Annotated in this window: 23 protein-coding genes; 16 read left to right on the top strand and 7 right to left on the bottom strand. The window is 46.2% G+C overall.

The genetic code is table 11. The features are described 5' to 3' along the window. Positions 1-157: 157 nt before the first annotated feature. The 4 genes from BK120_RS05140 (at position 158) to BK120_RS05125 (ending at position 4,588) form a co-directional block, all read left to right on the top strand. Positions 158-865, top strand: a complete 708-nt coding sequence (locus tag BK120_RS05140) for a response regulator transcription factor (RefSeq protein ID WP_076266405.1) — start codon at positions 158-160, stop codon at positions 863-865. Beyond that, positions 862-1,872, top strand: a complete 1,011-nt coding sequence (locus BK120_RS05135; RefSeq protein ID WP_076266404.1) for a sensor histidine kinase — start codon at positions 862-864, stop codon at positions 1,870-1,872. Before BK120_RS05140 ends, BK120_RS05135 begins: the two co-directional genes overlap by 4 nt. A gap of 93 nt (positions 1,873-1,965) precedes the next feature. Beyond that, the gene (locus BK120_RS05130) at positions 1,966-2,733 is read left to right on the top strand and encodes an ABC transporter ATP-binding protein (RefSeq protein WP_076266403.1); all 768 of its coding nucleotides are present in this window, start codon (positions 1,966-1,968) and stop codon (positions 2,731-2,733) included. Next, entirely contained in the window at positions 2,705-4,588 is a 1,884-nt protein-coding gene (locus BK120_RS05125) for an FtsX-like permease family protein (protein ID WP_076266402.1), read from the top strand. Before BK120_RS05130 ends, BK120_RS05125 begins: the two co-directional genes overlap by 29 nt. A 58-nt stretch (positions 4,589-4,646) precedes the next feature. Here BK120_RS05125 and BK120_RS05120 read toward each other — a convergent pair whose 3' ends face one another. Beyond that, positions 4,647-6,725 carry an acyltransferase family protein gene (locus tag BK120_RS05120; protein WP_076266401.1) on the bottom strand — a complete coding sequence of 693 codons (2,079 nt, stop codon included), beginning with the start codon at positions 6,723-6,725 and terminating at the stop codon, positions 4,647-4,649. A gap of 16 nt (positions 6,726-6,741) precedes the next feature. Between BK120_RS05120 and BK120_RS35160 the strand changes: the two genes are divergently transcribed. The 3 genes from BK120_RS35160 (at position 6,742) to BK120_RS05110 (ending at position 8,816) form a co-directional block, all read left to right on the top strand. Then, complete coding sequence (locus BK120_RS35160; protein WP_179089746.1) at positions 6,742-6,894, top strand: hypothetical protein; 153 nt, start codon at positions 6,742-6,744, stop codon at positions 6,892-6,894. 133 nt (positions 6,895-7,027) lie between these two features. Then, complete coding sequence (locus BK120_RS05115; protein ID WP_083681632.1) at positions 7,028-8,275, top strand: TolB-like translocation protein; 1,248 nt, start codon at positions 7,028-7,030, stop codon at positions 8,273-8,275. A 160-nt stretch (positions 8,276-8,435) separates the two neighbouring features. After that, positions 8,436-8,816 (top strand): VOC family protein, encoded by a 381-nt coding sequence (locus tag BK120_RS05110; RefSeq protein ID WP_076266632.1) that lies wholly within the window; start codon positions 8,436-8,438, stop codon positions 8,814-8,816. Positions 8,817-8,907: 91 nt separating this feature from the next. Here BK120_RS05110 and BK120_RS05105 read toward each other — a convergent pair whose 3' ends face one another. Further along, the gene (locus BK120_RS05105; protein ID WP_076266400.1) at positions 8,908-9,423 is read right to left on the bottom strand and encodes a DUF4309 domain-containing protein; all 516 of its coding nucleotides are present in this window, start codon (positions 9,421-9,423) and stop codon (positions 8,908-8,910) included. Positions 9,424-9,627: 204 nt separating this feature from the next. On the opposite strand from BK120_RS05105, the gene BK120_RS05100 reads away from it, so the two are divergent. Both BK120_RS05100 and BK120_RS05095 read left to right on the top strand, forming a co-directional pair. Further along, positions 9,628-10,635, top strand: a complete 1,008-nt coding sequence (locus BK120_RS05100; protein WP_076266399.1) for an ABC transporter substrate-binding protein — start codon at positions 9,628-9,630, stop codon at positions 10,633-10,635. Positions 10,636-10,718: 83 nt separating this feature from the next. After that, the gene (locus tag BK120_RS05095) at positions 10,719-12,308 is read left to right on the top strand and encodes an AraC family transcriptional regulator (protein WP_076266398.1); all 1,590 of its coding nucleotides are present in this window, start codon (positions 10,719-10,721) and stop codon (positions 12,306-12,308) included. Positions 12,309-12,476: 168 nt separating this feature from the next. Here BK120_RS05095 and BK120_RS05090 read toward each other — a convergent pair whose 3' ends face one another. Beyond that, positions 12,477-13,454 carry an MraY family glycosyltransferase gene (locus tag BK120_RS05090; RefSeq protein WP_076266397.1) on the bottom strand — a complete coding sequence of 326 codons (978 nt, stop codon included), beginning with the start codon at positions 13,452-13,454 and terminating at the stop codon, positions 12,477-12,479. A gap of 217 nt (positions 13,455-13,671) precedes the next feature. Between BK120_RS05090 and BK120_RS05085 the strand changes: the two genes are divergently transcribed. From BK120_RS05085 to BK120_RS05070, 4 genes are all read left to right on the top strand, one after another. After that, on the top strand, positions 13,672-14,577 hold the full coding sequence (locus BK120_RS05085; protein ID WP_076266396.1) for an NAD(P)/FAD-dependent oxidoreductase: 906 nt from the start codon (positions 13,672-13,674) through the stop codon (positions 14,575-14,577). A gap of 193 nt (positions 14,578-14,770) precedes the next feature. After that, entirely contained in the window at positions 14,771-15,580 is an 810-nt protein-coding gene (locus BK120_RS05080; protein WP_076266395.1) for a GNAT family N-acetyltransferase, read from the top strand. Positions 15,581-15,609: 29 nt separating this feature from the next. Then, positions 15,610-16,548, top strand: coding sequence for a helix-turn-helix transcriptional regulator (locus BK120_RS05075; RefSeq protein WP_076266394.1), 939 nt, complete (start codon positions 15,610-15,612; stop codon positions 16,546-16,548). Between the two features lie 65 nt (positions 16,549-16,613). After that, entirely contained in the window at positions 16,614-17,096 is a 483-nt protein-coding gene (locus BK120_RS05070; RefSeq protein WP_076266393.1) for a GyrI-like domain-containing protein, read from the top strand. A gap of 71 nt (positions 17,097-17,167) precedes the next feature. On the opposite strand, the gene BK120_RS05065 is transcribed toward BK120_RS05070, so the two are convergent. From BK120_RS05065 to BK120_RS05050, 4 genes are all read right to left on the bottom strand, one after another. Beyond that, complete coding sequence (locus tag BK120_RS05065) at positions 17,168-17,734, bottom strand: beta-class carbonic anhydrase (protein ID WP_076266392.1); 567 nt, start codon at positions 17,732-17,734, stop codon at positions 17,168-17,170. 81 nt (positions 17,735-17,815) lie between these two features. Continuing rightward, entirely contained in the window at positions 17,816-19,969 is a 2,154-nt protein-coding gene (locus BK120_RS05060; protein ID WP_076266391.1) for a YhgE/Pip domain-containing protein, read from the bottom strand. A gap of 153 nt (positions 19,970-20,122) precedes the next feature. Continuing rightward, positions 20,123-21,142, bottom strand: coding sequence for an LLM class flavin-dependent oxidoreductase (locus BK120_RS05055; protein WP_076266390.1), 1,020 nt, complete (start codon positions 21,140-21,142; stop codon positions 20,123-20,125). Positions 21,143-21,243: 101 nt separating this feature from the next. Then, a complete protein-coding gene (locus tag BK120_RS05050) occupies positions 21,244-21,963 on the bottom strand; it encodes a 3-ketoacyl-ACP reductase (protein WP_076266389.1) in 720 nt (239 codons plus the stop codon). A 276-nt stretch (positions 21,964-22,239) separates the two neighbouring features. On the opposite strand from BK120_RS05050, the gene BK120_RS05045 reads away from it, so the two are divergent. From BK120_RS05045 to hxlB, 3 genes are all read left to right on the top strand, one after another. Beyond that, positions 22,240-22,575: a winged helix-turn-helix transcriptional regulator gene (locus BK120_RS05045; RefSeq protein WP_076266388.1), complete on the top strand. Its 336-nt coding sequence runs from the start codon at positions 22,240-22,242 to the stop codon at positions 22,573-22,575. 131 nt (positions 22,576-22,706) lie between these two features. Continuing rightward, the gene (gene hxlA, locus BK120_RS05040; protein WP_076266387.1) at positions 22,707-23,339 is read left to right on the top strand and encodes a 3-hexulose-6-phosphate synthase; all 633 of its coding nucleotides are present in this window, start codon (positions 22,707-22,709) and stop codon (positions 23,337-23,339) included. A gap of 8 nt (positions 23,340-23,347) precedes the next feature. Then, complete coding sequence (gene hxlB, locus BK120_RS05035; protein WP_076266631.1) at positions 23,348-23,905, top strand: 6-phospho-3-hexuloisomerase; 558 nt, start codon at positions 23,348-23,350, stop codon at positions 23,903-23,905. Positions 23,906-23,960: the final 55 nt, after the last annotated feature.

Raw genomic sequence — 23,960 nt, 5'->3', positions numbered from 1 at the left:
GCGCCTACTAGGTAATACGAATAAAATTCCATTAATCTATCACATGAGAAAAAAAGAGCGAGTTTTCCGTTTCCATATCGATAGTAGATCAAGCATAATAGATAGTGTTGCAATATTCTTATTTTGACATTAATGGTCCATACAAGGAGAGAGTGAGATGCACAAAATAATGATTGTAGAAGATGATCCGAAAATCGCGGAGCTTCTGCTGTCTACTATAACGAAGTATGGCTATGAAGGGATACGGGTAAACGATTTTCAGCATGTCATGGATGAGTTCCATCAAGCCAAGCCTGACATGGTTCTTCTTGATGTGAATTTGCCTAGTTATGACGGCTATTACTGGTGCAGGCAAATCCGCAGCGCGTCGATCTGCCCGGTGTTGTTTATATCCGCTCGCGACGGTGAAATGGATCAGATCATGGCTCTTGAAAATGGGGGCGATGATTATATCACGAAGCCGTTTCACTCTGGAATTGTGCTGGCCAAAATCCACAGCCATCTTCGACGTGCCTATGGGGAGTATGCCTCCAGATATGAGGAACGCGTTCTCGAAATCGAAGGGCTCATGCTTTATCCAGAAAGGCTGGAGCTGAAGCTTGAAGCAACAATCATTGCGCTCACGAAAAAAGAATCCGACATTGTAGAAAGCCTCATTGAGCGATATCCACGGGTTGCCAGCCGCGAGGCTCTGCTTGAGAAGCTGTGGGATGATCAGGCTTACGTGGATGAAAATACGCTAAATGTGAACATTACCCGCGTTAGAAGAAAATTTCAGGAGCTTGGCATCGAAGATGCTTTGCTGACGGTGAGAGGTACAGGCTATCGGCTTAACGTCACATGGATGAAGGAAAGTGACAAGTGAAACTGTTTATAAGAGAACACGCTTTGCTCATTGTTGTTCAGCTTTTGCAATTGGGTATCATTTTTTCGATTTATTGGCTCGATGGTTATCACAATTTGGAGACAGCACTTTACGTTGTTTTTCTTGCTTTCTTCATCCTAGGCGGATACCTTGTGTACCACTTTCTTAGTCGGCGACATTATTACCTCCGCCTTAGTCAGCCTCTCGAATCGCTAGATGCGTCATTTCAGAAAATTGGGCAGTCGCCCATCTCGGAGGCGCTCCAGAAACTGTTGCATACCCAGTACCGTCATTATCAGCAGCAATTATACACGGTAAAGAAGCAGCAGGAGGAGCATCTCGTTTTCATGGACCAATGGGTTCACCAAATGAAAACACCTCTTTCGGTCATTGAGCTCACTGTTCAAAATATTGACGAGCCGGAGTTTGCCAGCATACGTGAGGAGCTGGAGAGAATGCGCTCGGGATTGCATACGGTCCTCTATATGGCTCGGCTCCGCGCGTTCGAACAGGATTTCCACGTGAAGCCCGTCGTTCTGTCACAAATTATCAGCGCCGTTGTCCATGACAACAAACGACTTTTTATTCGCAATCAGATTTATCCCGAGGTTCACATCAGTACGCCTGAATTAACGGTCGAAACGGATGAGAAATGGCTGTTTTTTATGCTCTCCCAGCTTGTCATCAATGCGATTAAATATTCTGCGAGCAAAGAGACAGAAGGGAAGAAGGTCGTGATTTCCTGCTATTTGCGCGGGAGCGAAGCTGTTATTGAAGTTATTGATCGTGGGGTAGGCATTCCTGCTGCGGATATGAAGCGGGTATTTGATCCCTTTTTTACCGGGGAAAACGGACGCGGCATGCGCGAATCAACGGGTATGGGGCTCTATCTGACGAAGGAGGCTGCTGATCGTCTTGGACATGGAATGGAGCTAACGTCAGTGGTCGATCAGGGTACGGAGGTACGTATTGTTTTTGCCGCCTATCAGAAGCTTACAAGCGTGTAATAAAAGTGAAAGTCTAATCGATAGTTAGCGGCTGACCGTCCACAGTATACTGATCACACATTAACTGTTTTGCTCTTGAAAGGAGATCTAAGTATGCTGCATGTAAGACAGGTTAGTAAAATATATGAAGGTAAAATGTCCTACCTAGCTTTGACCGACATTAATTTAACGATTGATGACGGAGATTTTGTTGGGATTATGGGTCCCTCTGGAAGCGGGAAAACAACGCTGCTGAACTTAATTGCAACGATTGACGAGCCGACAACGGGAGACATATCCTTTCACGGCAAAACGACCAGCAAGCTGGACAAAAATGAGTTAGCGATATTTCGCCGCCGTGAGCTTGGATTTGTTTTTCAGGATTTCAATCTGCTTCATACCTTGACGGTTGAGGAGAATATTGTGCTGCCGCTGACACTAGATGGCAACAAGGTTAGCGAAATGAAGAAAAAAGTAAAAGCCATAGCTGAGAAGCTAGGCATTACAGAGATTATGAATAAACGCATGTATGAAATATCTGGGGGGCAGGCACAGCGAGCAGCGATAGCAAGGGCTATGATTCACTCCCCCAAGCTGCTGCTGGCAGATGAACCGACAGGAAACCTTGACTCCAAAGCAGCGAAGGATGTCATGGAACTGCTGGAGAAAATTAACCGCGAGCAGAAAGCAACAATGATGCTGGTCACGCATGATGCGGTGGCTGCTAGCTATTGCAATCGCGTTGTTTTCATTAAGGACGGCAGGTTCTATACGGAAATCCATCGGGGTGACAATCGTCAAACCTTCTTCCAAAAAATTATCGATACGCTTTCGCTGTTAGGAGGATATCATCATGACGTTTCGCCAGTTCGCATTCCGTAACGTCACTCGCAACAAACGGCTTTATGCAGGTTATTTCCTCAGCAGTCTATTTACGGTGATGGTTTTCTTTACTTTTTCTATCTTTGCATACCACCCTGTCCTTAGCGGGGAAAATATTCATTCCAGCGCTACGTTTGCGCTTTCTGTATCCAAGTGGATTATTTATGTATTTTCCTTCTTTTTTGTACTGTACTCCATGAGTACATTTCTACAATCGCGCAAAAGAGAATTTGGGCTGATGATCATGCAGGGCATGACCACTGTCCAGCTCCGTCTGATGATTTTTTTGGAAAATATGATTATTGGCCTATTTGCCATTATCGGTGGCATTGGTTTGGGGCTTGTGTTTGCAAAGGCGATTTTGCTTGCAGGGGAAAATGTTCTTACCATCAATGAAAAGCTATCCTTTTATATTCCTTATAAGGCTATTGCCCTCACTCTGGTTTCATTTTTGATTTTATTTATTCTCATCTCTTTTTTTATTTCTACCGTACTGCGCAGCGGGCAGCTGGTTACGCTATTAAAGGCAAACAAGCAAGCGAAAAGTGAGCCGAAGTCATCTTTCCTTCTTTCCATGCTAGTACCAATCCTGATTGGAACAAGCTACTTTCTTAGTTTGCGAGCCGATGGCGCCGAGGCTATTTTTCTGCTTATTCCGGTTACGATCATGGTTTGCATCGGCACTTACCTGCTGTTTACACAGCTTAGCGTCTATATCATTCGGAAGCTAAAGAGTATGGAATCGATTTTTTGGCTCAAAACGAATATGCTGCTTTTTTCCGATCTCGCCTACCGCTTGAAGGACAACGCACGTTCGTTCTTTCTGGTCGCTATCATCTCCACGGTCTCGTTTTGTGCGATAGGCTCGCTTTATGGGTTTCAATCCATCATCGGCGGAGATCATGTTAAGGGAAATCCTTATCTATTCACCTACCAGACAACAATGGATGGTGATAGCAGCGAGCAAAAGCATATGGAGCAGATTGATCGCACACTGAAAGAATCGAACATCGCAAATGAAAAAGCAATGCTTAAGCTTGGTTATTACAAGGCCTCCAATAGCGATAAAATGATTGTAGTGGTTAAGCAATCCGACTATAACCATTTGGCCGAATTAATGAAAATAGATAAGATTAAGCTTGCAGGCGGGAAAGCAGCGGTTGTTGACTTTGGGATGTCACGAGCGGGTAAAGCGATGCTTAACGAGCCATATACGCTGCAGCCTAGTGTTGTGATTGAAGCCAATCGAGCTGTTGTATCGCCAGCGGTACATGGTTTCAGCGGCTATTTCATTGTATCGGATGAACAATTTGCAAAACTCCAGCCTCCAGTACAAGAGAGCCATTATTATGCATGGCATGGACCACAGCGGCAGAATGAAGCCATAAAGGCAGGCGGTAAGCTTACGAATCTCATTCCCTATAGCGATAAATATCAGTTTTACGCGCTTGAATTTCAAAATTCCGTGTTAAGCCAGCGCTTTGGCCCGATACTGTTCATTGGTTTGTTTATCGGAATCGTGTTTTTTGTCTCCGCAGGCAGTTTTCTCTATTTCCGCCTGTACAGCGATTTGGATGATGACAGACAGAAGTTCAAAGCGGTTTCGAAAATGGGCCTAAGCGACAAAGAGCTTGCAAAAATACTAACTCGACAAATTATATTGCTATTCTTTGCTCCAATCGTGGTGGCATTAGTACATGGGGCTGTTGCCCTCATGACACTATCCAATATGTTTAAATACTCGCTGCTCAAGGAATCCATACTCGTGCTTGGTTTATTTTTTATCGTTCAAGTCATTTACTTCTTCATCGTTCGTTTCTTCTATATTAGGCAGGTAAAGATGGCGCTTGCCTAATTGAGCATCATAAAAAAAGAGTGCTTCAGAGGCGATTACACCTCCAAAGCACTCTTCTTTATTTGTCTAATGCTTTAACGAGCAGGTCTGCATAAAACTGTGCTCCATGCTTTTTCAAATGCACGCCATCAGCGGCAAAAAAGTCCTTTTTCCCTTTGCTTGCTGTATACCAGTCTACAATGGTCACGTTCTCCGTCTTTTTCGCTGTGGCAGCGAGCATTTTATTTACGGAATCCTGCCATTTGCGCGGGACACGCGTATTGATGAATATGATTTGACGCTCTGTGCCTAAAGTGCCAAGAAGCTCATTCATCTGTTTTGTCGTAAAGGCACCGTTTGTTCCGAGCTGTATAACAACCGTATTTCCAAGTTGGTCATTTTTTTTCAAATCCTCAATCACGTCAAATGCCTGCCCAAACTGTCTTCCTATTTTTCCATTAACAACGATACCCGGAACCAGCTTCTCTAGGAATGGTTCAGCATCCAATAGGACGGAATCGCCGATTGCCGTCACGCTGTTTTGATCGATAGGGGTGACAGTCGGTTTGTCTGGTACAGGCTTCTGATCTTTGTTTCCCTGTACGGGATTGCTGGTTGGTTTGTCATTAACGTTTGGTACTGGTTTTGGCTTACTACCATCGATGCCGTTAACAACGTTATCAACGTTCGGCTGCTTCGGATCGGTGATGGACGGTTCGGTTTTATCTGTTTCTGTACCCGGAGCCGTATGAGATTGATCAGGTTGCTCCGTCGCTTGCGGAGGCGTTTGTTTTTCTGGTTCAGCTGGCTTCGGCTCAATCACAGTCTCATTTTGTCCAGTCTTGCCTTGTTCACGATCTTTGCCTGGAGCAGCTTCCTCCGAAACATTCGGCTTGGCAGGCGCAACTACAGATGTTTCATTGTTCGTGCTATCGCCGCTGGCTGATTGCAAATTCACACTGCTTGTGCAGGATACGCTTGAGAAAACAATAACAAGCACGGCGAGATAGCTGCTGGCTTTTTTTAGTCCAATCCGCTCTGTCATTTGCTGTTTAAACAGGGAATATATTTTTCCAAGCGCACCATGCCTGATAGGCTCCTCTATAAACCGCCAAGAAAGCTCAGCAAGCACGAAAGTTAGGATTACTTGAATAATTGCTCTTACAGGATGCAGCTCCCCGCTCTCGGCCGTTGGAGTCGTTAACACGATAATTGGATAATGGTATAAATAAATGCCGTAGGAACGGACGCCGATCCATGCAAGCACTTTACTTCCGATTACATTTGCGAATTTACTTGCGGGATGGGCGAGTCCAGCCACGACAACCGCAGTAGCAAGGGAGAACAGCACCATGCCTCCGCGATATAGAAAAGAATCATACTCGTTGGTCTGATTAATCATAACCAAAATGATGACGAAGCCGAATGTGCCTACAGCATCTATAAGCATACGGCTGCGTGCAGACAAGGTCGATGACAGCTTCCAACTCGGCCAAACGATAGCGAGCGCTGCCCCAATGAGAAGGGCAAAGGCTCTGGTGTCCGTCCCATAGTAAACACGGCTTGGATCAACACCCGGCTGGTAAAGCAGGATCATCGCACCGGCTGATACCGCAGCTGCCGCCAGTGTCCACAGCGCAAGTTTGCCCCGTTTTGGAGAGAAGCGGATAACGGCTAACAGCACGAGGGGCCACAATAAATAAAATTGTTCTTCCACTGCAAGCGACCATAAATGGCCGAACGGTGAAGCGGGGCCGAAGCTCTCGAAGTAGGAAACCTCATGGAAAATAAGATACCAGTTGCTTATATAAAGAAGCGCTGACCCGATATCGCCTTTTAGAGACAATAACCGGCCTGTATCACTAATCAACAGCCATAATGAAACGACAGCTATCATGAGGAACATCGCAGGCAGCAATCGCCTAGCTCGGCGAATAAAAAACGTTTTGAGATCTAATTTCTTGGAAGGATGAAGCTGTTTAAGCAAAATGTCCGTGATTAAATATCCAGAGAGGACAAAAAACATAGTAACTCCGAGCAGTCCGCCCGGTACCCATTGCAAGTTTAAGTGATAAGCAATGACGGCAAGAACGGCAATGGCGCGCAAGCCATCCAGTCCCGGCATATAGCGACTACTGTTGCCGATTGGTTTAGGCATGGCGGAATCCTCCTACATGAATTTGAATAGGGAGAATTGCAGCAAGATCGATGAGAATAAGACGGTGGAAAAAGCGATGATTACGAATAATACCGATGGTAAAAATGGTGTTCAGCCCCTCTGGATGATGAATCGTTGTAAATCAATTATATGGCGGCAGCTAAAATAATTCGTAACAGAACAGTTACAAATCGGTATCAAACTGGAAACAAAAAAAACGAAAAGTTACAGAACGAATAAATGCATGTTTCCACCAGTAAAGGGAACCGTAACCACAAGTATTTTTTTGGGAGGTTCCCTAGATGAGAATCGTAAAAGTTTGGATCGCTTCGTTTCTTGCGTTGTTGTTTATGACGAGTGGAGCAGATATTGCAGCGGCGCCGAATGGGGAACAAGAACAACTTCTAAGGGCTGCTTTTGTGCGAAATGGCGAGCTTTGGCTAAAGACAGGTCAAGTGGAGAAGAAGCTTGTAAACGGACCTTTTGTGCGCAATCCCAAGTGGTCATTCGATGGAGAATGGCTTGCATATACGCAGGGAGATGCAGAGCAAGAGCAAGAGCTTTGGGTGCTGCATTTGCCAACAGGCAAGAGCAAGCTCGTCGCTGCAAATGTCGGCAAAAATTTTCAATGGGCGCCGAAGAACAAGCTGCTGGCATATCAGATAAAGGATCAACTGCAATATGTTGATGCGAGCTCGCCGGACAAACCGCTTGGTTCCGCCGCTGCCATTGATAATTTCTCTTGGCTGCCGTATGGCAAAGGTTTTTTTGCTTCTTCACAGTCAGAGCTGCTCCCGGATGGCTGGACGCCGATCCATCTTTATCAAATACCACTTCGTACAATGGACGATCCTCGCACCTATACAACCGTTCATGTGCTGCCAGCACCATCTGACGATTTTTTTGCGGTTGGCACGAGCGAGTTCAAATGGTCCGCTGATGGTCGATGGATCGCATTTCTTGCTAAGCCAACCGCGTCATTATCGGCCGATAGCAACATCCTCTGTGTGATTTCAACGGACGGCGTTGTTTTTCGAACACTTGATGAGATGGTGAATAATCCCCAGTGGTTCTCATGGGCAAAGAGCGGCAGCCGGCTCGCTTACATTGCAGGGATCGGGCGCGAGGCCACCAGTAACAAACAGCTGAAGGTGCTGGAAGTGACATCTGAGAAGGGGGCTGCCTATACACCTAAGCGTTTCGTTGATCAAGCATTTGTTTGGCAGGATTTGCAGCATATTATTGTGTCGAGAGCAGCGGAATCTAAGCCAGATGGCGATCAGCGCCGTGCAGCATTTCCTTACTTAGTGAGGGTGGAGCTGAATAATGGCGTGCAAAAACATATGACAAAGCCCTCCCGAAAGCATGGGGCTTATAACCCGGTAGTTCTTCATTCGAAGCTCTTTTGGGTGAGGGATGATCATACTACAGCAAATGTAATCATGGCGGACATAGATGGACACCATGTAGTGGAATGGATAAAAGGTATCGACCAAGCAGATTCTTATTATGGGCAATGGGACTGGTCTGAGGTGATTGCATTCTTTTGAGTGTTTCATGTGCATCATAACGTATGCCGCAAAGATCAGAATATGCTCAATTGATAACCTATTCTACATGCTATAATATAAGGAGGTAATGGAGACAAGCTGGCTGAGGAACGCTCAGTTCAATTATGAAAATTACTTAAACAAGGGAGTGGAACAATTAATGATTAGTAAAGTCGGTCAAATCATGCTGTATGTAGATAACCAAGATAAGGCAGTGGAATTTTGGACAGAAAAAGTAGGTTTTCAAGTCATTTCTGAAGAAAATAACGGCCAAGGGTTTCGATATATTGAAATTGCTCCTACAAAGGATTCAGAAACAACGATCATTCTACATAATAAGGAATTCGTTGCAAAAATGTCACCAGGATTAAATCTTGGTACACCATCTTTAATGTTTTTTACGGAAAACTTCGAACAGCTGCATGGCGACTTGTCAAATAAAAGTGTCACTGTCGGTGACATTGTAACGATGCCTTCTGGAAGAGTATTCAACTTTGCAGATGATGAAGCAAACTACTTTGCTGTAATGGAGAAAAAGTAATATTCCCCTTCCTTTTCAGTGTATTCAGAAACGAATGCTCTATAAAACAGCGGCAGTCTTTCGAGACTGCCGCTGTTCTTGCAATGACAAGTTAATTCATGCTCTTTATTCGAACAATCCCTTCAGTTGATGCCGCGTCTTCGTACATAAAATATAAAGAATAATCTCCTGTTGTATAACTAAGGCCATATTCATCATACCCGCCATCAGAATTGCCTTCGGAATCTGGTTCTCCCAAAACCATTTTAACCTCTTCTACGGATTCGTTTATTTTTATATCGATTACGCCTATCTTATTTTCGTCCCAAATATAGAAGTAGCAGTTATCATATTTTAAATAATCAGCATTTTCAAACCCAACTTCGTCAGGCTGTCCATAGGCTTGCTCTAGTTCGCTCCTAGAGTGGTTTAAATTTACTTTCAAGCCCTTAAGCTGCCCTTTTTCGGCTGTTTCTAGAAGCTCACTGTCGAGGCTAAATCGACACGCATTCCCTTTACCGGTTTCTATTTGAGGCGTTTCAGGTTCCTCGGCTTTCGCGCAAGCGGAGAGGAGGAGCATCGATAGTAAAAGGCATATTCCAGTGGTTTTGCTTATCATTCTTATCATAGAAACGCCTCCAATAGTTCACTCGATATAACTATAAACGGGCCGAGTAAATGTAATGTTTCAATGTCAAAAAAAGAGTGCTTTCTAGCAGATAAATGGCTGAATGATTCAGCTTAAAAGGCTGAATACAACATGGACGCACTATAATCCATTTGCTATTATTGATAACAGTTATCAATTAGAACGAGGAAGAGGGACTATATCATGCGTTATCCATTTAGCAAATCGGGGCTTTTGATCGCCTTTATTCTAGTATACATGCTCGTGTCAGCATGCAGTAATTCGGGCTCGACAGCAAATGAGAAGCCGGCTCAAACGCCTGCAGAATCGAATGCTCCTGTAGAGACAGAAGCAAGCCAGTCAGCAACTAAAGTGTATAAGGATGCTTTGGGCAGAGAAGTAGAAATACCTGTAAACCCGCAGCGGATCATCACGACACAATATTTGCCGGAAATGATCGCTGTTGGCGTTAAACCGGTTGGGGCTGTGACACATTTGCTCTCTAACTTCGTAGCGATCAAAGATCAAATTGGCGGTATTGAAGATATTGGTGCAGCTAATGCCATGAACATGGAGAAGGCGCTGGAGCTGCAGCCGGATCTTATTATTGCAACAGAGTGGAATGAAGAACAGCTGGATCAGCTGAGTAAGATCGCTCCGACCGTCGTTGTGAAATGGGAAGGCAATGATGCGATCAAGCATTTTAAAGACGTAGCTGATGTTCTAGGGAAAAACGATAAAGCTGAGCAGTGGATCAAAGATTATGAGCAAGAAGCTGCGGAAGCAAGAACGAAATTAGCTTCATTCGTAAAAGAAGGAGAAACCTTCGGCGTTGTTGTTATCGGGGGTTACGAGAAAGGCCAGCTTAGAGTATACGGCACAGGCAATGTAGGTTATACTTTGTTCGATACGCTGCAATTTCCGATGACAGACGTAGTGAAAACCGAATGGGATAAAGGCGATCATGAGCTGGGCATTAATATATCCTTGGAGAAGCTGAATGAATTTGCGTCAGCCGATAGATTGTTTGTCGTTAAGTTCAATAATGATCCTGATTTCTTAAAGAAAGTCGAAGAAAGCAGCCTCTGGAGCATGCTTCCGGCGGTTAAGAACAATAAAGTATATGTTGTGGAAGATGCGCTTTGGTTCTCATATGACGTTATGTCATTTAAAGGGCAGCTTGAAGATGCTGTTCAATTGCTTTCCAAATAGCAGCCACACGTTAATAAATAAGCTGAAGAGTCTTTCAACAACTGTTGAGGGACTTCTTTCATTTTAGGGAGCGGCCTACTAATATGGCGAATGATTCGAAAGATGCTGCTTTACGCTTATCTTGTATGTATGTTTGGGCTGACACGACAAGAATCTCGTGCGAGAGTCTTGCTGAGAAAGTGAAAATAAAAACGAAGAGACATGTGCTGATCGTGTCAGCTGAGGGAACCGGCATTTTGCATGCTGACGGCAAGGAGTATTTGCTCGAATTTGGCAAATGTTTTGTCTTTCAGCCGAATGCGACCATTGAGCTGTTCAATCAATCTGAATTTCAGCTCTTCGCTTTTGTTGCTGAGTTTGATTTGCTGCGTCTGCGTAAACGAAGCGCGCCGCCGGCAGTCGGGCTTGGAGATGGCGAATATCATGTGCAGCCGTTCACACAATTACTGGAGCTTGTACAGCGTTTGTACAAAAAACGAGTACTCTCGAGTGAAGTGGAGGAGTATCGTAATCATTTGCTCTTTCAAGAGGCCATCTATATGGTCTTAAAGGCTGAGCAAAAAGAATATGAGGATGAGACGCTGCGGGCAGTCGAGCGGACGATTGAATATATCCAAGCCTCCTATTCGCTGGATATTACACACGCAAAGCTGGCAGAGATGGCAGGCTTGTCGCTGCGACATTATTCCAGGCTGTTTCAGAAGATGACGGGCAAAAGCCCGATTGATTACTTAATTCAATTTAGGATGGATCGCGCCAAGCATTTGCTGTTAACATCCGGTGAACCCATCAATGAAATTGCCAGCCGAATCGGCTTTCGTGACCCGTTTCATTTTAGCCGCAGCTTTAAACAGCATACCAATGTCTCCCCAAGGCTTTATGTTCATTTAAGAAAGCAGAACATTCGTATCGCATCGCTGCAATTTTTGGGTGAGCTGCTTACTGTTGGTGTCAAACCGGTTGGAGCTCCGGCTCAATTGCTTGAGGGAGGTTATTTTCAAGATCGCATCGGTGGCATTGAAGAGATTGGCCAAACGGTTGTCACCCCTTATATGGACAAGCTTGCCGCATTAAAGCCGGATGCGATCATTACCTTTGACGGCCATCATTACTCTAGCTATGCCAAGATAGCACCTACACTTACGATTTCTTGGTCGCTGCCGATGTTCGAGCGCTTCCGCCAGCTCGCCGAATGGGTAGGAAAGCAGAAAGAAGCCGAGGATTGGATTCATAGCTATCTTGAAAAGGCTGAGGCTTCTAAGTGCATGTTATCGAAAAGTCTAGGACAGGGGCATACGGTTTCCTTCCTATGGGCGCGAGGGCTGCCCCACAGTCTTCAGGTTTATTATGATATGAAGGTGTTTTATCAGGATCTAGGCTTTACTGCGCCAGAGGCTGTGAGAGAGGTTCAGCAGCAGGCAGGGCATCCGTTCAAAGCAGATATCCCCATCGAACAATTATCTAGTTATATAGGTGATTATGTTTTTGTGGTTGTTACGAAGGATTGGGACTCGCAGCAGCAATATGAAAGGCTTGAACAAAGTGAATGGTGGAGAGAGCTTCGTGCCGTCAAGCTAGGTCAAGTGTTCAAGGTGTCTGAGGACTGGCTGAGGGAGGACCCGTTTTCTATGCTCGGACAAATGAGCGGTGTTGTGAAAAGGCTTGGTGAGTGAGGCGAGGTCGTGCTTGCCCAATACAGATAGAGCTCTGTTCATGATGCACTCACACCACCCATTTGAATTTTACTAATTAATCAGACTGCGTAATAGGGGAAATGTTTCATCAAACAAAAAAAGGGATGCTCTTCAGCGAATTTATTCGCTTGAGAGCATCCCTATTTCTTATATCTGAACAAGCAGCAAAATGATAGATGATAAACATAAGCATGTGCTGACCAAGCATAGGAACATGACGACCTGCTTATGATTGAGGCCGGCCCGCAGCAAGCGATAATGCGCTTGGCTGGCATCTGCCTGATAGATCGCTTTGCCTTGCAGCATGCGCTTCACGACAACGAATATATTATCGAAGATCGGTACGCCGAGTGCGAGAATCGGGATAAACAACGACATCACGGTAGCTTGCTTAAACGCGCCGTCTAGTGCAATGACCGCCAAAATAAACCCAAGGAAGGTAGCTCCAGCATCGCCCATAAAGATTTTTGCGGGAGGTTTGTTATATCGCAGGTACGCAATCGTGACGCCTACTAAAATAATAGCCATGATGGCCGAATTGGATTGTCCTTTGGCCAGTGCTACAACGAACAGCGTAACGGCAGAAATTGCCGAAAGCCCGCCAGCGAGCCCGTCCATGCCATCGGAGAAGTTAATGACCGTCGTTACGCCAAAGATCCACAAAATTGTAAGCGTAAACTGCAAAATAACAGGAAGCAGCACATATTCGCCTGAAAGCGGATTGTAAAAACCAGTAAATGCGATGCCAGAAGCGTAAACGAGCACCGCTGCTGATATTTGGACGATAAATTTAGGAAGCGACGGAAAGTCTTTGCCTTTCGTCTTGTACCAATCATCAACTGTGCCGATGAAGAGAAGCAGTACGCCGCCTAAAAATATGGCGCCAGTTTGCAGGGAGAAATCTCTTGTTACGAGCAAATAAGTAAAGAAAAATCCGATGAAAATAACATAACTAGCAGTAAGAGGGATCGGTTCCCTATGAAGTTTTCGCTCAACATCCTTGCGGGGCTTGTCCACAAAATCAAGACGGAAAGCCAGCTTTGCAAACGGAGGAATTAAGAAATAAACGATAGCAAAGGAAACTAACAAAGAGATTGCATATAAAATAATAGTCACCACCGTCATTTAATGAAGGAACAACAGAATTATACAATTCGTGAAGAAAATTGTCGATTGGAGATTACATAAGTGAGAAGATATTAATCTTTAAAAGGGGCTTGAAGCACGTTCTCTATTACACAATCAAGATGCATCCTTCCTGCCCAGATTGAATAAAGATAAGCGATAATTTGTTTAAACGTATCGGCTTGTTAATAGTTCAACTGATAAGGGAGCGATAGATATGAATCTGGATTGTGCCATCATCGGCGGCGGGCCTGCTGGTTTGAATGCAGCGCTCGTGCTGGGCAGATCGCGAAGAGTTGTTATTGTATTTGATCACAATAAGCCTAGAAACGCGGTAACCCATGAGTCGCATGGCTTCATCACGCGAGATGGCATTGAGCCTCGCGAGCTTCGTCGATTAGCCCATGCAGATATTGCCCAGTATCCTTCGGTTACCATTAAGCCTGACAAAGTAACGGAGGTGCAGCGAAGCGAGATGGGCTTCCATCTGATGACAAGCAACGGTGTTATTTATCACGCTCGCACGCTTATTTTGGCAGCAGGTCTGAAGGAATCTTTGCCTGCTATCCCCGGCATACGAGATTTTTATGGAAGAAGCCTGTTCAGCTGCCCATACTGCGATGGCTGGGAGCTGCGTGATCAACCACTCGTTGTCATTTCGGAGGGCTCGAATATTTTCAATTTGGCGAAAACGGTGTTTAACTGGAGTCGTAATGTAGTCGTTTGTACGAATGGAATGAACAGCCTTAGCTCGCAGCAGATCGGTCAACTAGGCCAAAGAGGGATTCAAGTGACGCAGCAAAAAATTAAAGCTCTCCATGGCGAGAATGGCCGCCTTCATCGTATCGTATTTGCGAATAACACCGAGATTGAGCGCACAGGCGGCTTTGTTACGCCATCTTGGGGCCAAGCAGCGCACTTCGGAGAAGCGCTCGGCTGTGCGATGACACAGGCAGGCGGCTTCGTTACGGACGATTACGGCAGAACGAGCATAAGGGGCATATATGCAGCCGGCGATTCTTCTATTATTGTACCTGCACAGCTTGTTGTCGCAGCCGGAGAAGGCAGCAAAGCTGCCATAGGGGTCAATACCGATTTGTCGCATCAGGATTTTGGATTTTAGCAGCTGCAGCGAGCGTGTATAAACACAGCAATATCGTTATACCTATTAAGGTTTTTTTGCTAAAATAAGGATCAGTTAATAGACATCGTTGTTACATCCCTACTCATTATGGGTATTGGTGTTGGACTGAATTAATTAGACGGCTCTAAAAGTATAGAGAGTGTTAATTATCAGCGAGAAAAGGAGGGATCTTATGTTAGAAAAGCTGCATCCAGACGATCATGTTTTAAATCAATTTCCATTTATGCGAGATGAGCTGCAATATAATCTGATTCATTTGATTACGGCATTAGAAGGCGCAACGAGCTTGAAGACGTCTGACGGACGGCTGCTCTTTGCAGGTTCGCCTGGGCATAACGCTTGGTTATGGCTATCGGAGGATATGACGGAAGAGCGCAGAGACATACTTATGCAGGAGCTTATCGCATATTACGAAGGAACGGATTTGCCGGGTATATGCGGAGCTCCGTCTACGGCAGAACCGTTCGCGAAAATGTATGCGGAGGCGAACCAGCTGCAATATCGTGCTTATATGTTGATGACTGCTTATTCATGCCCAAAGGTGATTAAGCCCAAGAAGGTAAAAGGGAAAATGATTCAAGCAACACGCCAGCATGTAGAGCTTGTCGCTGAGTTTTTGGCTGGCTTCTCTGAGGACGCGTATGGGGCGTCGGTTATACCTGCCAGTCAGATGCCCGCTGCAGAGGGAATGGTCATGAGAGGCAATTTATATTTCTGGTCTGTTGATGAGCTGCCAGTAGCGATGGCCAACATCGCTCATCGATCTCCGCGGCACGGACGGATCAATGCGGTTTATACGCCGTCTGTCCTTCGTAGAAACGGCTATGCCAGCGCGGTTGTAGCGGGAATTTGCGAAATTTTGGAGGAAGAGAACAGGGAGCCGATGCTGTATGCGGATAATAAAAACCCTGCTGCCAACAAAGTGTATCAAAATATAGGTTTTGTCCAGAGTGGGCCGATTGCTGAGATTAGATTTATGTAGATGCAAAAGCTTAGAAAGTAGGTACTGATTTGAAGATTGATCGTTTACTTGCGATGACAGTACTGCTGCTTAACCGGGGACGAATAAGCGCCAAGGAGCTGGCGGATCGTTTTGAAGTATCAACAAAAACAATTTACCGCGACATGGATACGTTAAGCCAGTCCGGCATTCCGGTATTGGCTCATCAAGGGACAACAGGCGGGTTCGAGATTATGGAGCAATATACGCTGTCTCGTCACTATTTAACATTAGCAGAAATCTCGTCGCTTATAGCAGCCGTCAAAGGCATAGGTACCGCATTAGATGATGCGACCTATGCTGGTTTGCATGAGAAGGTTAGAGCATTGTTGCACAAATCGGATAAGCTTCAGAACGATCACCTTGGAGATAGCTTGGTTTTTGATTTGAACCCTTGGGGGCAGGGACCAGCAGCGCGCGACAAGGTAAACTTGTTCAAGAAAGCGATTGAAGAGACGCGGAAGGCGGAGCTCAGCTATATTAACATGAACGGCACGGAAACGGAGCGAGTGATTGAGCCGTATGCGCTTATTTTGAAGGGAAACATATGGTATTTGCAGGCTTATTGCACGCTTCGCGAGCAGTTTCGCGTATTCCGTTTATCGCGCATACAGAAGCTGAATCTATTGCTGGAGCAATTTGCACGCCGCGAGACTCCTTCGCTGGACGGTTACGCATGGGATGTAGAATGGTCGAAAAATGCAGATACCATCGTAACGCTTATTTTCCAGCCGCAGGTGCGCCACCGTGTAGGAGATGCTTTTCATCCGGATCAAGTGACTGTATTAGAGGATGGAAGCTTGCGTGTGGAAGGCAAGCATACGATAGATGACTGGTTTTATGGAATGCTGCTAAGCTACGGCGATCAGGTTAAGGTTGAGCAGCCTCAGGCTCTCGTGGAGCAAATCATTTTGCGAGCTCAAAATATTGTTAACCGTTATAAGAACTAAGACAGACAGCTGTCCAGTTTCCTACGGTAAAATAAGATCATACCAAGGAAATGGGGAAACAGCAGATGAATGATACCATTGCAGTAAAACCAGCAGTTACGCTTATAGGTGTAACAACGCGCACGACGAATGCCCAGGAAGCGGGAGCAAACGGACTTTTGTCCGGTCTATGGGATTCTTATTTCACCAGCGGTATCTCAGAACGAGCACAGGTGAATAACGGTCATCTTATCTATGCGCTGTATACGGATTATGAAAGTGATGCTAGTGGAGCCTATACCGTGCTTATTGGGCATGAGCGGGCAGATGCACAAGCCGAGCTGCCGGATGGACTAGAGCAAGCGACGGTTCCAGAGGCTAAATTTATGGTTTTTAAAACGAAGAAGGGTCCCGTTTATGAAGTTGTAGCGCAAGCATGGGGCGAGATTTGGGCGTTTTTCGAGCATTCGTCTATTGAGCGCACTTATGGCGGCGATTACGAGCTTTATGACGGCCGGACATTTGACCCTGCGAATGCGGAAGTCGACATCTACATTGCGATAAAATAAAAAAACGGTTGTCCTATGGGCTGATTCAGCTCAGAGGACAACCGTTTTTTCTATTCTTTGCTTATGCTCAATTACTCTGCTTGATAATCCTGAACGAGAAGCTCCAGAGCGCCCGTTTCGGGGTCGAGGATAAAGCCGTGAACAGGAATGTCTTTTGGGAAGAGAGGATGCTTACGGATCAATTTGACGCTGTGCATGACGCCTTCCTCGGAGCTTTGGAAGCCACGAAGGAATTTATCCATGCGTATGCCTGAATTTTCGAGCGTTTCGATGGCAAGCGGATCGATGCCATGATCTTGGAATTTGCTGACCATACCTTCTGTATTGAGGTTGGTCATACCGCAGCCATGATGGCCAATGACGAGAACCTCGCGAGCGCCAAGCTCGTACACTGCGATGAGGATGCTGCGCATCGCGCTTCCGAACGGCTGAGTCAGAATGGCGCCAGCATTTTTAATAAATTTGGCATCGCCATTTTTTAAATTTAATGCTTTTGGCAGCAGCTCTACAAGTCTAGTGTCCATACAAGTAAGGACTGCAATCTTCTTATCGGGAAATTTGTCAGTCAAATAGGCTTCATATTGCTTTTCCTCAACAAATTTCTTATTAAACTCCATTATTTGCGGAACCATGGACATATAATTGCCTCCTAACCCAAGATCGTTTTTCTATTGTTTATTTTATTATTCATAGAAAATGGGGGCTAGTCAAATGTTTTACTAGTGAATTAATCCGCTCTGCTTTGCTTTTTCCAGCATTTTGGTAGAATAGCGGTTAATCCATTTCTTCAGAGCTAGGCCAATCAGCAGTGCAGCACCAGCAAAAAGGGCAAGAGCGATTAAATCTCTGGCAACGATATCCCATAAGATACCGCCTACCGCTTCGCGCATCATGCTGATCGCGTAGGTGAAGGGCAGGAAGGGGTGAATCGCTTGAAAAAATGGCGGTGTAACTTGAATTGGGAACGTGCCTCCGGATCCAGCAAGCTGAAGCACGAGCAGAACGATGGCCATCGCCTTGCCGACATTGCCAAATACGGATACAAGCGTGTACACAATCAGCATGAACACCGCGCTCAAAATAATGCCAAACAGCACAAACCAGATTTTGTCTGCGACAAACGCTTTAAGCAGCCATATATCGCCGATCGTAACGAGCAGCGACTGTACAATCGCAATCGTAAGGAAGGTCAGGTAACGCCCAAAATAGACGTGATAGCTGCGGTATGCAGTTTCTGCTGTGGAATGAACGTCCACACTAAGCAGTGAAACGAGCAGCAGCGCACCAACCCATAGAGATAGCGTTGTGAAAAATGGGGACATAGCTGAACCGTAATTCGGAATCGGAAATAGGCGATTTTCTTTCAATATAACCGGCTCAGCGAAAAAAGCACCCTCGCGTTCGGCGTCATTTTTGAGCAAATCAACAAGCTCATTTAAATTGCCTTCCTTCTCCAAGTCACGAATCCGCTGTGCGAGCCCTTTGATTTTTTGCTCTGCTGCGGGTAAGTTTTTTTGAATGTTGGCCATTTCCTTGCCGCCCAGTTCTAGTCCCTTAGCGGCGTCGCTTACGATGGATGCAGCACTCGGAATGATCTTGTTTGCTTCCGCTAATACGGACTCTGCGGTTGCGGCAGATTTTTTCGCTTTGTCCGCTGCTTGTTTGATATGCGGCAAAATTTCACTGTCATAACGGCCCAGCACGTCCGTTAAGAACGAAGAGGTTTCCTTGGATAAAGTGCCGAGACGATCAATTAGCGTCTGCGCTGGCTTCTCGCCCTTTTCGACTACCGACCGGATTTGCTTAACAATCGTAAGCTGCTGCTGAAACCTTGTGTTCACCTGTTTTAGTCGATCAATGGTCGACACGAGTACTTTGCTTGGGGCCAAATCATTCAAGCGATCGAGCAGATTCAGCATCCCATCAATGACGATGATGGAGCTTGTCAGGCGCTGCTCTGCCAGCTCCAAGCTCTTTTTTACGACTTCAGGATCTATGTTCGTATCTTGTAATATGCCGACAAGCTCCTCTACCGAGTTGGCCGTTTGCAGCAGCAGCTGCAAATCCTGCTTAATCAGCGGGCCAGCCGTGTCGAGGGCCGATTTGCTTTGGTCAAAAAAAGTACCAAGCTGCTTGGCGAAAGCTTCGCCGTCCTTAGCGAGCTGGGCAGCTTTTGGCAGCTCCGTTTGAACGGTTGCAACGATTTTTTTCGATTTTTCAATATCGGTAACCGCTAGTGCGACGGCGTCATTAATCTGTGGGAACAATGATTCCAACTTGAATACAGTACTGCGAACCTGCTCAATCGCTGGTTTGTTCTCCTCGAGCTCGATGCCTATTTGATTGAATATACGAAAAATCGTTTCGTTAGCGGTTTTGACGAAGCTTGCGCGAACCTGCTCAATGATGCCGCTCGCACCCTTCTGGGCGATTTTTGGCGATACGGCATTGATCTTCTCATTTACCGCGTAATCGAGCTCTGCTTGTTGAAGATTGTTCGATAGCACCGTGGCCATTTTGGCAGAAAAATCGGGCGGAATGGTGATGCTGGCATAATAGTCGCCATGCTTAACGCCTTCAATGGCCTTGTTGCCCTCTACGAACACCCAGCCAATTTTTTTATTTTCCTTCAAGGAGGCTATAATTTCGTCTCCGACTTTAATGGGCGTGCCATGCAGCACAGCGCCTTCATCGTTGTTCACGACGGCTATGGCAAGTGAACTGGTCTGGCCGTATGGGTCCCAAGACGCTTCAATGTTGAACCAAGCATATAAAGATGGCAAAAAAGCGAGTCCGACGATGACGATGGCAGCTGCGCTGTTCCGGAAAATACTGCGAAGATCTTTGGCGTAAATAGCGAATATAGGCCCCATGTTCTCCCACCTTCAACAATGATTTACTTAGTATTGCTGAATAGTCCAAAAACTACACCACAGAATTGTCGCTGATTTCCATGGGAATACAGGTGAGCATAGAAAAAGCAGCATCCAAAGCTTTTTTTGCCTCGGATACTGCTCTTGGTTTGATTATTGTGCCGCTGAGCTTTCATTAAAAATTTCAGCGAGCAGCTCATAGGAGCGAAGGCGCGCCGCTTGATCATAAATTTGGCTAACGACAATCAACTCGTCAGCGCCAGTCTGTTCAATTAAGGCGTTCAGCTTGTCCTTAACCGTTGCTTTGGTGCCGGCAATGGTGAAGCTGAGCTGCTTTTGAACGATCATTTTCTCCTGCTCATTCCATAGGCCATCCATGCTGTCAACTGGCGGGTTCAGCTGTCCCATGCGTCCTCTTATCAGGTTCAGGAAGGCTTGCTCCTGAGAGGTGGCTAGGAATTTAGCGGCTTCATCTGAATCAGCGACAATGACGTTCAAACCAACCATCGCATATGGCTTATCCAGCACCTCCGATGGACGGAAGTTGTCGCGATACAGCTTCAACGCAGGCAGCAGGAAATCCGGTGCAAAATGGCTGGCAAAAGCAAACGGGAGGCCATGGCGACCAGCAAGCTGTGCACTAAAGCCGCTCGAGCCAAGCAGCCAGATCGGAACATTTAGCCCCTCGCCGGGAACAGCACGTGGCAATACGCCGCGTGATTCATCGCTAGGATGGAAATAATGGCGCAGCTCGTTTAGCTGCTCTGGAAAATCCTCGCCGTTACTGCCAAGTCCGCGGCGCAGCGCGCGGGCTGCTACCTGATCAGAGCCAGGCGCTCTTCCAAGCCCAAGGTCGATACGGCCTGGATACATGGATTCGAGCGTACCGAACTGTTCGGCAATGACGAGCGGTGCGTGATTCGGAAGCATAATGCCGCCTGAGCCTACGCGGATTTTTTCAGTTCCAGCAGCTACGTAGCCAATAACAACTGAAGTGGCTGAGCTTGCGATGCCGGGCATATTATGATGCTCGGCCAGCCAGAACCGATTGTAGCCCCATTTGTCAGCGTGCTGGGCTAGCTCAAGTGTGTTGCGGAATGAATGAGCGGGCGAGCTGCCGGTTACGATTGGTGCAAGATCTAATATCGAAAAGGGAATATTGTGTATAGACATCGTTGAATTTACCTCCCATGTGGCGCACAGCGGGATGCCGCTGCACGGATAGTTTAAAACCCCAGCGCCAGCAAGGGCGTGGGGCATTATTCTTAAGTCTATTATTGCGGGTTTGTAGTCCAGATCCCTGCGGCTTTAATAAATACGCGATCAGGCAGCTTCAATGTTGCCAGAACAAGCGCAGCCATATCCTCAGCTTGCATCATGCGATCCTCGTCACCTATTTTCAGGCCAGCGTTTGATGCAAGCTCTGTGTTGACTGTGCTTGGCGTTAGGGCGGTTACACGAATATTGGATTTGCGGACTTCTTGCATAAGCGCCTCAGTCATGCCCATGACTGCAAACTTGGACGCGCAGTAAGCGGAGCCGGTTGCAAAACCGCGTTCGCCAGCCGTAGAAGCGATATTGATGATGCTTCCGCCGCTTTGCTCCAGCATAGTTGGAAGTGCAGCGCGAGTTACATAGTAGGTTCCGAGCACATTCGTTTGGATGATGCGCTCCCACTGCTCGTGATCCATTTCAAGCAATGTGCCGAACGTACCGATTCCTGCATTGTTAATTAGAATATCGATGGAGCCTAAGCTCTCTTTGAGCGATGCAATCGCTTGATCGACATCCGATTTAACAGCGATATCGGCGGTTGCAATAAAGACCTTAATTCCGTAAGTGCTTGTAAGCGAGTCTTTCAACGTTTCCAAGTCGGCGCTTGTTCGAGCAATGATGCCAAGGTTGACGCCTTCCGCAGCTAAAGCGACGGCAATCGCTTTGCCGATGCCTTTTCCTGCACCGGTGATGATAGCTGATCTATTTTTTAATTCCATGATTATCTCTCCTCTATTCATTGTAGATTGCTTGATTCGTATGATGCGGCATAGATATGATATCCTCATAACAAGGAATTTACTACGTTGTGTCTTATTATTGAGCTATATTCTAAGGATTGCAAGTACCAACTTTATATTTGAAAATAGGACAGAATGATGATGGCGCTTTCTCATAATGCCAGTTATCATGCGATTTTCTGGTGAATTAGACAGGCAGCGTAGTAATTGCATATGTAGATTTGTATAATGTTTTGACGAAAGGAGCCGCTCACATTGGGTGATCAGCATTTTAAAGAAACAGTAGAGTTGACCTTGAAAGTTATAGGCGGGAAATGGAAGCCAGTTATTCTTTGTCATTTGACTGCAGGTACGCATCGATTCGGCGAGCTGAAGCGGGAGATGCCGGCCATTACCCAAAAAATGCTTACGCAGCAGCTGCGAGAATTAGAAGATGATGCGATCATTGATCGCAAGGTGTATGTGCAGGTGCCGCCTAAGGTAGAGTACTCTTTAACAGAGTACGGTTTAACGGTGAAGGAGCTGCTGAACGTCATGTCGAAATGGGGCGAGCAGCATCAAGAAAGAACGGCTGAGCTGCACGAAAAATGATAGAAATGGCTGCTCATAGTTCCCAAATGGGTACTACGTTACATAAAAGTGCGTACTTTTTTTTTCATCCGTAACTCTCTAGAATAGGCCTTGTCAGTGAAATAAACAGAACCTATGAGGAGTGAATATAGATGAAATTGCAATTAGCGCTGGATCTTGTTGATATTCAAGGGGCTATTGAAGTTGTGAAGCAGGTTGAATCTTTTGTTGATGTCGTGGAAATTGGTACGCCAATCGTAATCAATGAAGGCTTGCATGCGGTCAAAGCGCTTAAGGAAGCTTTTCCTAACCTGACCGTACTTGCGGATTTGAAAATCATGGACGCAGGCGGCTACGAAGTGATGAAAGCTTCTGAAGCTGGCGCGGATATCGTAACGATTCTTGGTGTTGCAGAGGATGCGAGCATCAAGGGTGCCGTCGATGAAGCGAAGAAACAAGGAAAACAAATATTGGTTGATATGATTGCCGTTAAAAACTTGGCGGAGCGTGCGGCTGAAGTCGATGCACTCGGCGTTGATTATATTTGTGTTCATACGGGCTACGATCTGCAAGCGGCTGGTCAAAACTCCTTCGAGGACTTGCGCACTATTAAAGCAGTGGTCAAAAATGCAAAGGTAGCTGTGGCAGGCGGCATTAAGCTGAACACCTTGCCGGAAGTTATCGCTGCTGGTCCAGATCTTGTCATCGTAGGCGGCGGCATTACGGGACAAGCCGATATTAAAGCAGCAGCTGCCGAAATGCAGCAATTGATTAAACAAGGTTAATTCGAATGATGCCAAAAGAGAATAATCTAGCTGCTATTATGCAAGAGCTGAATCAAGCCTCGGGTCAGCTGGCAGAGGAACAATTGGAGCTGCTCACTGAGGCTGTTGGCTCGGCAAGACGCGTATTTGTGGCAGGAGCAGGCCGCTCGGGACTGATGATGCGGGCGTTCGCGATGAGACTGATGCATCTCGGCTTGGATGTGTATGTCGTTGGTGAGACGGTTACGCGCAGCCTTAGCAAAGGAGATCTACTTCTGATTGGCTCCGGCTCTGGCGAGACAAAATCGCTGGTGCCGATGGCGGAGAAAGCGCGAAGCTTGGAAGCTGCGGTAGGCGCATTAACCCTCTCGCCGGCATCGACGATCGGCAATTTGGCTGACATCGTCGTCAAGCTGCCAGGAGCCCCGAAGGATCAGGCAGCGAATGAAGCGGCTACGATTCAGCCGATGGGCTCATTATTTGAGCAAATGCTGCTGATTGTATGCGACGCTATTGTTTTGCGATTGATGGAGAAGCAGGCGTTGAGCGGACAAGCGATGTATGGCAATCATGCGAATTTAGAATAGCTGTAGTTTAGAAGGGACTTTCTCTAGGGCGCAATGCGGCCGGGGATCGTCCCTT

Source organism: Paenibacillus sp. FSL A5-0031 (assembly GCF_001956295.1).
Classification (GTDB): domain Bacteria; phylum Bacillota; class Bacilli; order Paenibacillales; family Paenibacillaceae; genus Pristimantibacillus.
This window is presented reverse-complemented; position numbering and strand designations above follow the sequence as displayed.

What these genes read in the sequence shown, in the direction of transcription:
- BK120_RS05140 (WP_076266405.1), top strand. Translation starts at nt 158, where the DNA reads ATGCACAAAATAATGATTGTAGAAGATGATCCGAAAATCGCGGAGCTT.
- BK120_RS05130 (WP_076266403.1), top strand. Translation starts at nt 1,966, where the DNA reads ATGCTGCATGTAAGACAGGTTAGTAAAATATATGAAGGTAAAATGTCC.
- BK120_RS05125 (WP_076266402.1), top strand. Translation starts at nt 2,705, where the DNA reads ATGACGTTTCGCCAGTTCGCATTCCGTAACGTCACTCGCAACAAACGG.
- BK120_RS05120 (WP_076266401.1), bottom strand. Translation starts at nt 6,725, where the DNA reads ATGCCTAAACCAATCGGCAACAGTAGTCGCTATATGCCGGGACTGGAT.
- BK120_RS35160 (WP_179089746.1), top strand. Translation starts at nt 6,742, where the DNA reads ATGAATTTGAATAGGGAGAATTGCAGCAAGATCGATGAGAATAAGACG.
- BK120_RS05115 (WP_083681632.1), top strand. Translation starts at nt 7,028, where the DNA reads ATGAGAATCGTAAAAGTTTGGATCGCTTCGTTTCTTGCGTTGTTGTTT.
- BK120_RS05110 (WP_076266632.1), top strand. Translation starts at nt 8,436, where the DNA reads ATGATTAGTAAAGTCGGTCAAATCATGCTGTATGTAGATAACCAAGAT.
- BK120_RS05105 (WP_076266400.1), bottom strand. Translation starts at nt 9,423, where the DNA reads ATGATAAGAATGATAAGCAAAACCACTGGAATATGCCTTTTACTATCG.
- BK120_RS05100 (WP_076266399.1), top strand. Translation starts at nt 9,628, where the DNA reads ATGCGTTATCCATTTAGCAAATCGGGGCTTTTGATCGCCTTTATTCTA.
- BK120_RS05095 (WP_076266398.1), top strand. Translation starts at nt 10,719, where the DNA reads ATGGCGAATGATTCGAAAGATGCTGCTTTACGCTTATCTTGTATGTAT.
- BK120_RS05090 (WP_076266397.1), bottom strand. Translation starts at nt 13,454, where the DNA reads ATGACGGTGGTGACTATTATTTTATATGCAATCTCTTTGTTAGTTTCC.
- BK120_RS05085 (WP_076266396.1), top strand. Translation starts at nt 13,672, where the DNA reads ATGAATCTGGATTGTGCCATCATCGGCGGCGGGCCTGCTGGTTTGAAT.
- BK120_RS05080 (WP_076266395.1), top strand. Translation starts at nt 14,771, where the DNA reads ATGTTAGAAAAGCTGCATCCAGACGATCATGTTTTAAATCAATTTCCA.
- BK120_RS05070 (WP_076266393.1), top strand. Translation starts at nt 16,614, where the DNA reads ATGAATGATACCATTGCAGTAAAACCAGCAGTTACGCTTATAGGTGTA.
- BK120_RS05065 (WP_076266392.1), bottom strand. Translation starts at nt 17,734, where the DNA reads ATGTCCATGGTTCCGCAAATAATGGAGTTTAATAAGAAATTTGTTGAG.
- BK120_RS05060 (WP_076266391.1), bottom strand. Translation starts at nt 19,969, where the DNA reads ATGGGGCCTATATTCGCTATTTACGCCAAAGATCTTCGCAGTATTTTC.
- BK120_RS05055 (WP_076266390.1), bottom strand. Translation starts at nt 21,142, where the DNA reads ATGTCTATACACAATATTCCCTTTTCGATATTAGATCTTGCACCAATC.
- BK120_RS05050 (WP_076266389.1), bottom strand. Translation starts at nt 21,963, where the DNA reads ATGGAATTAAAAAATAGATCAGCTATCATCACCGGTGCAGGAAAAGGC.
- hxlA (WP_076266387.1), top strand. Translation starts at nt 22,707, where the DNA reads ATGAAATTGCAATTAGCGCTGGATCTTGTTGATATTCAAGGGGCTATT.
- hxlB (WP_076266631.1), top strand. Translation starts at nt 23,348, where the DNA reads ATGCCAAAAGAGAATAATCTAGCTGCTATTATGCAAGAGCTGAATCAA.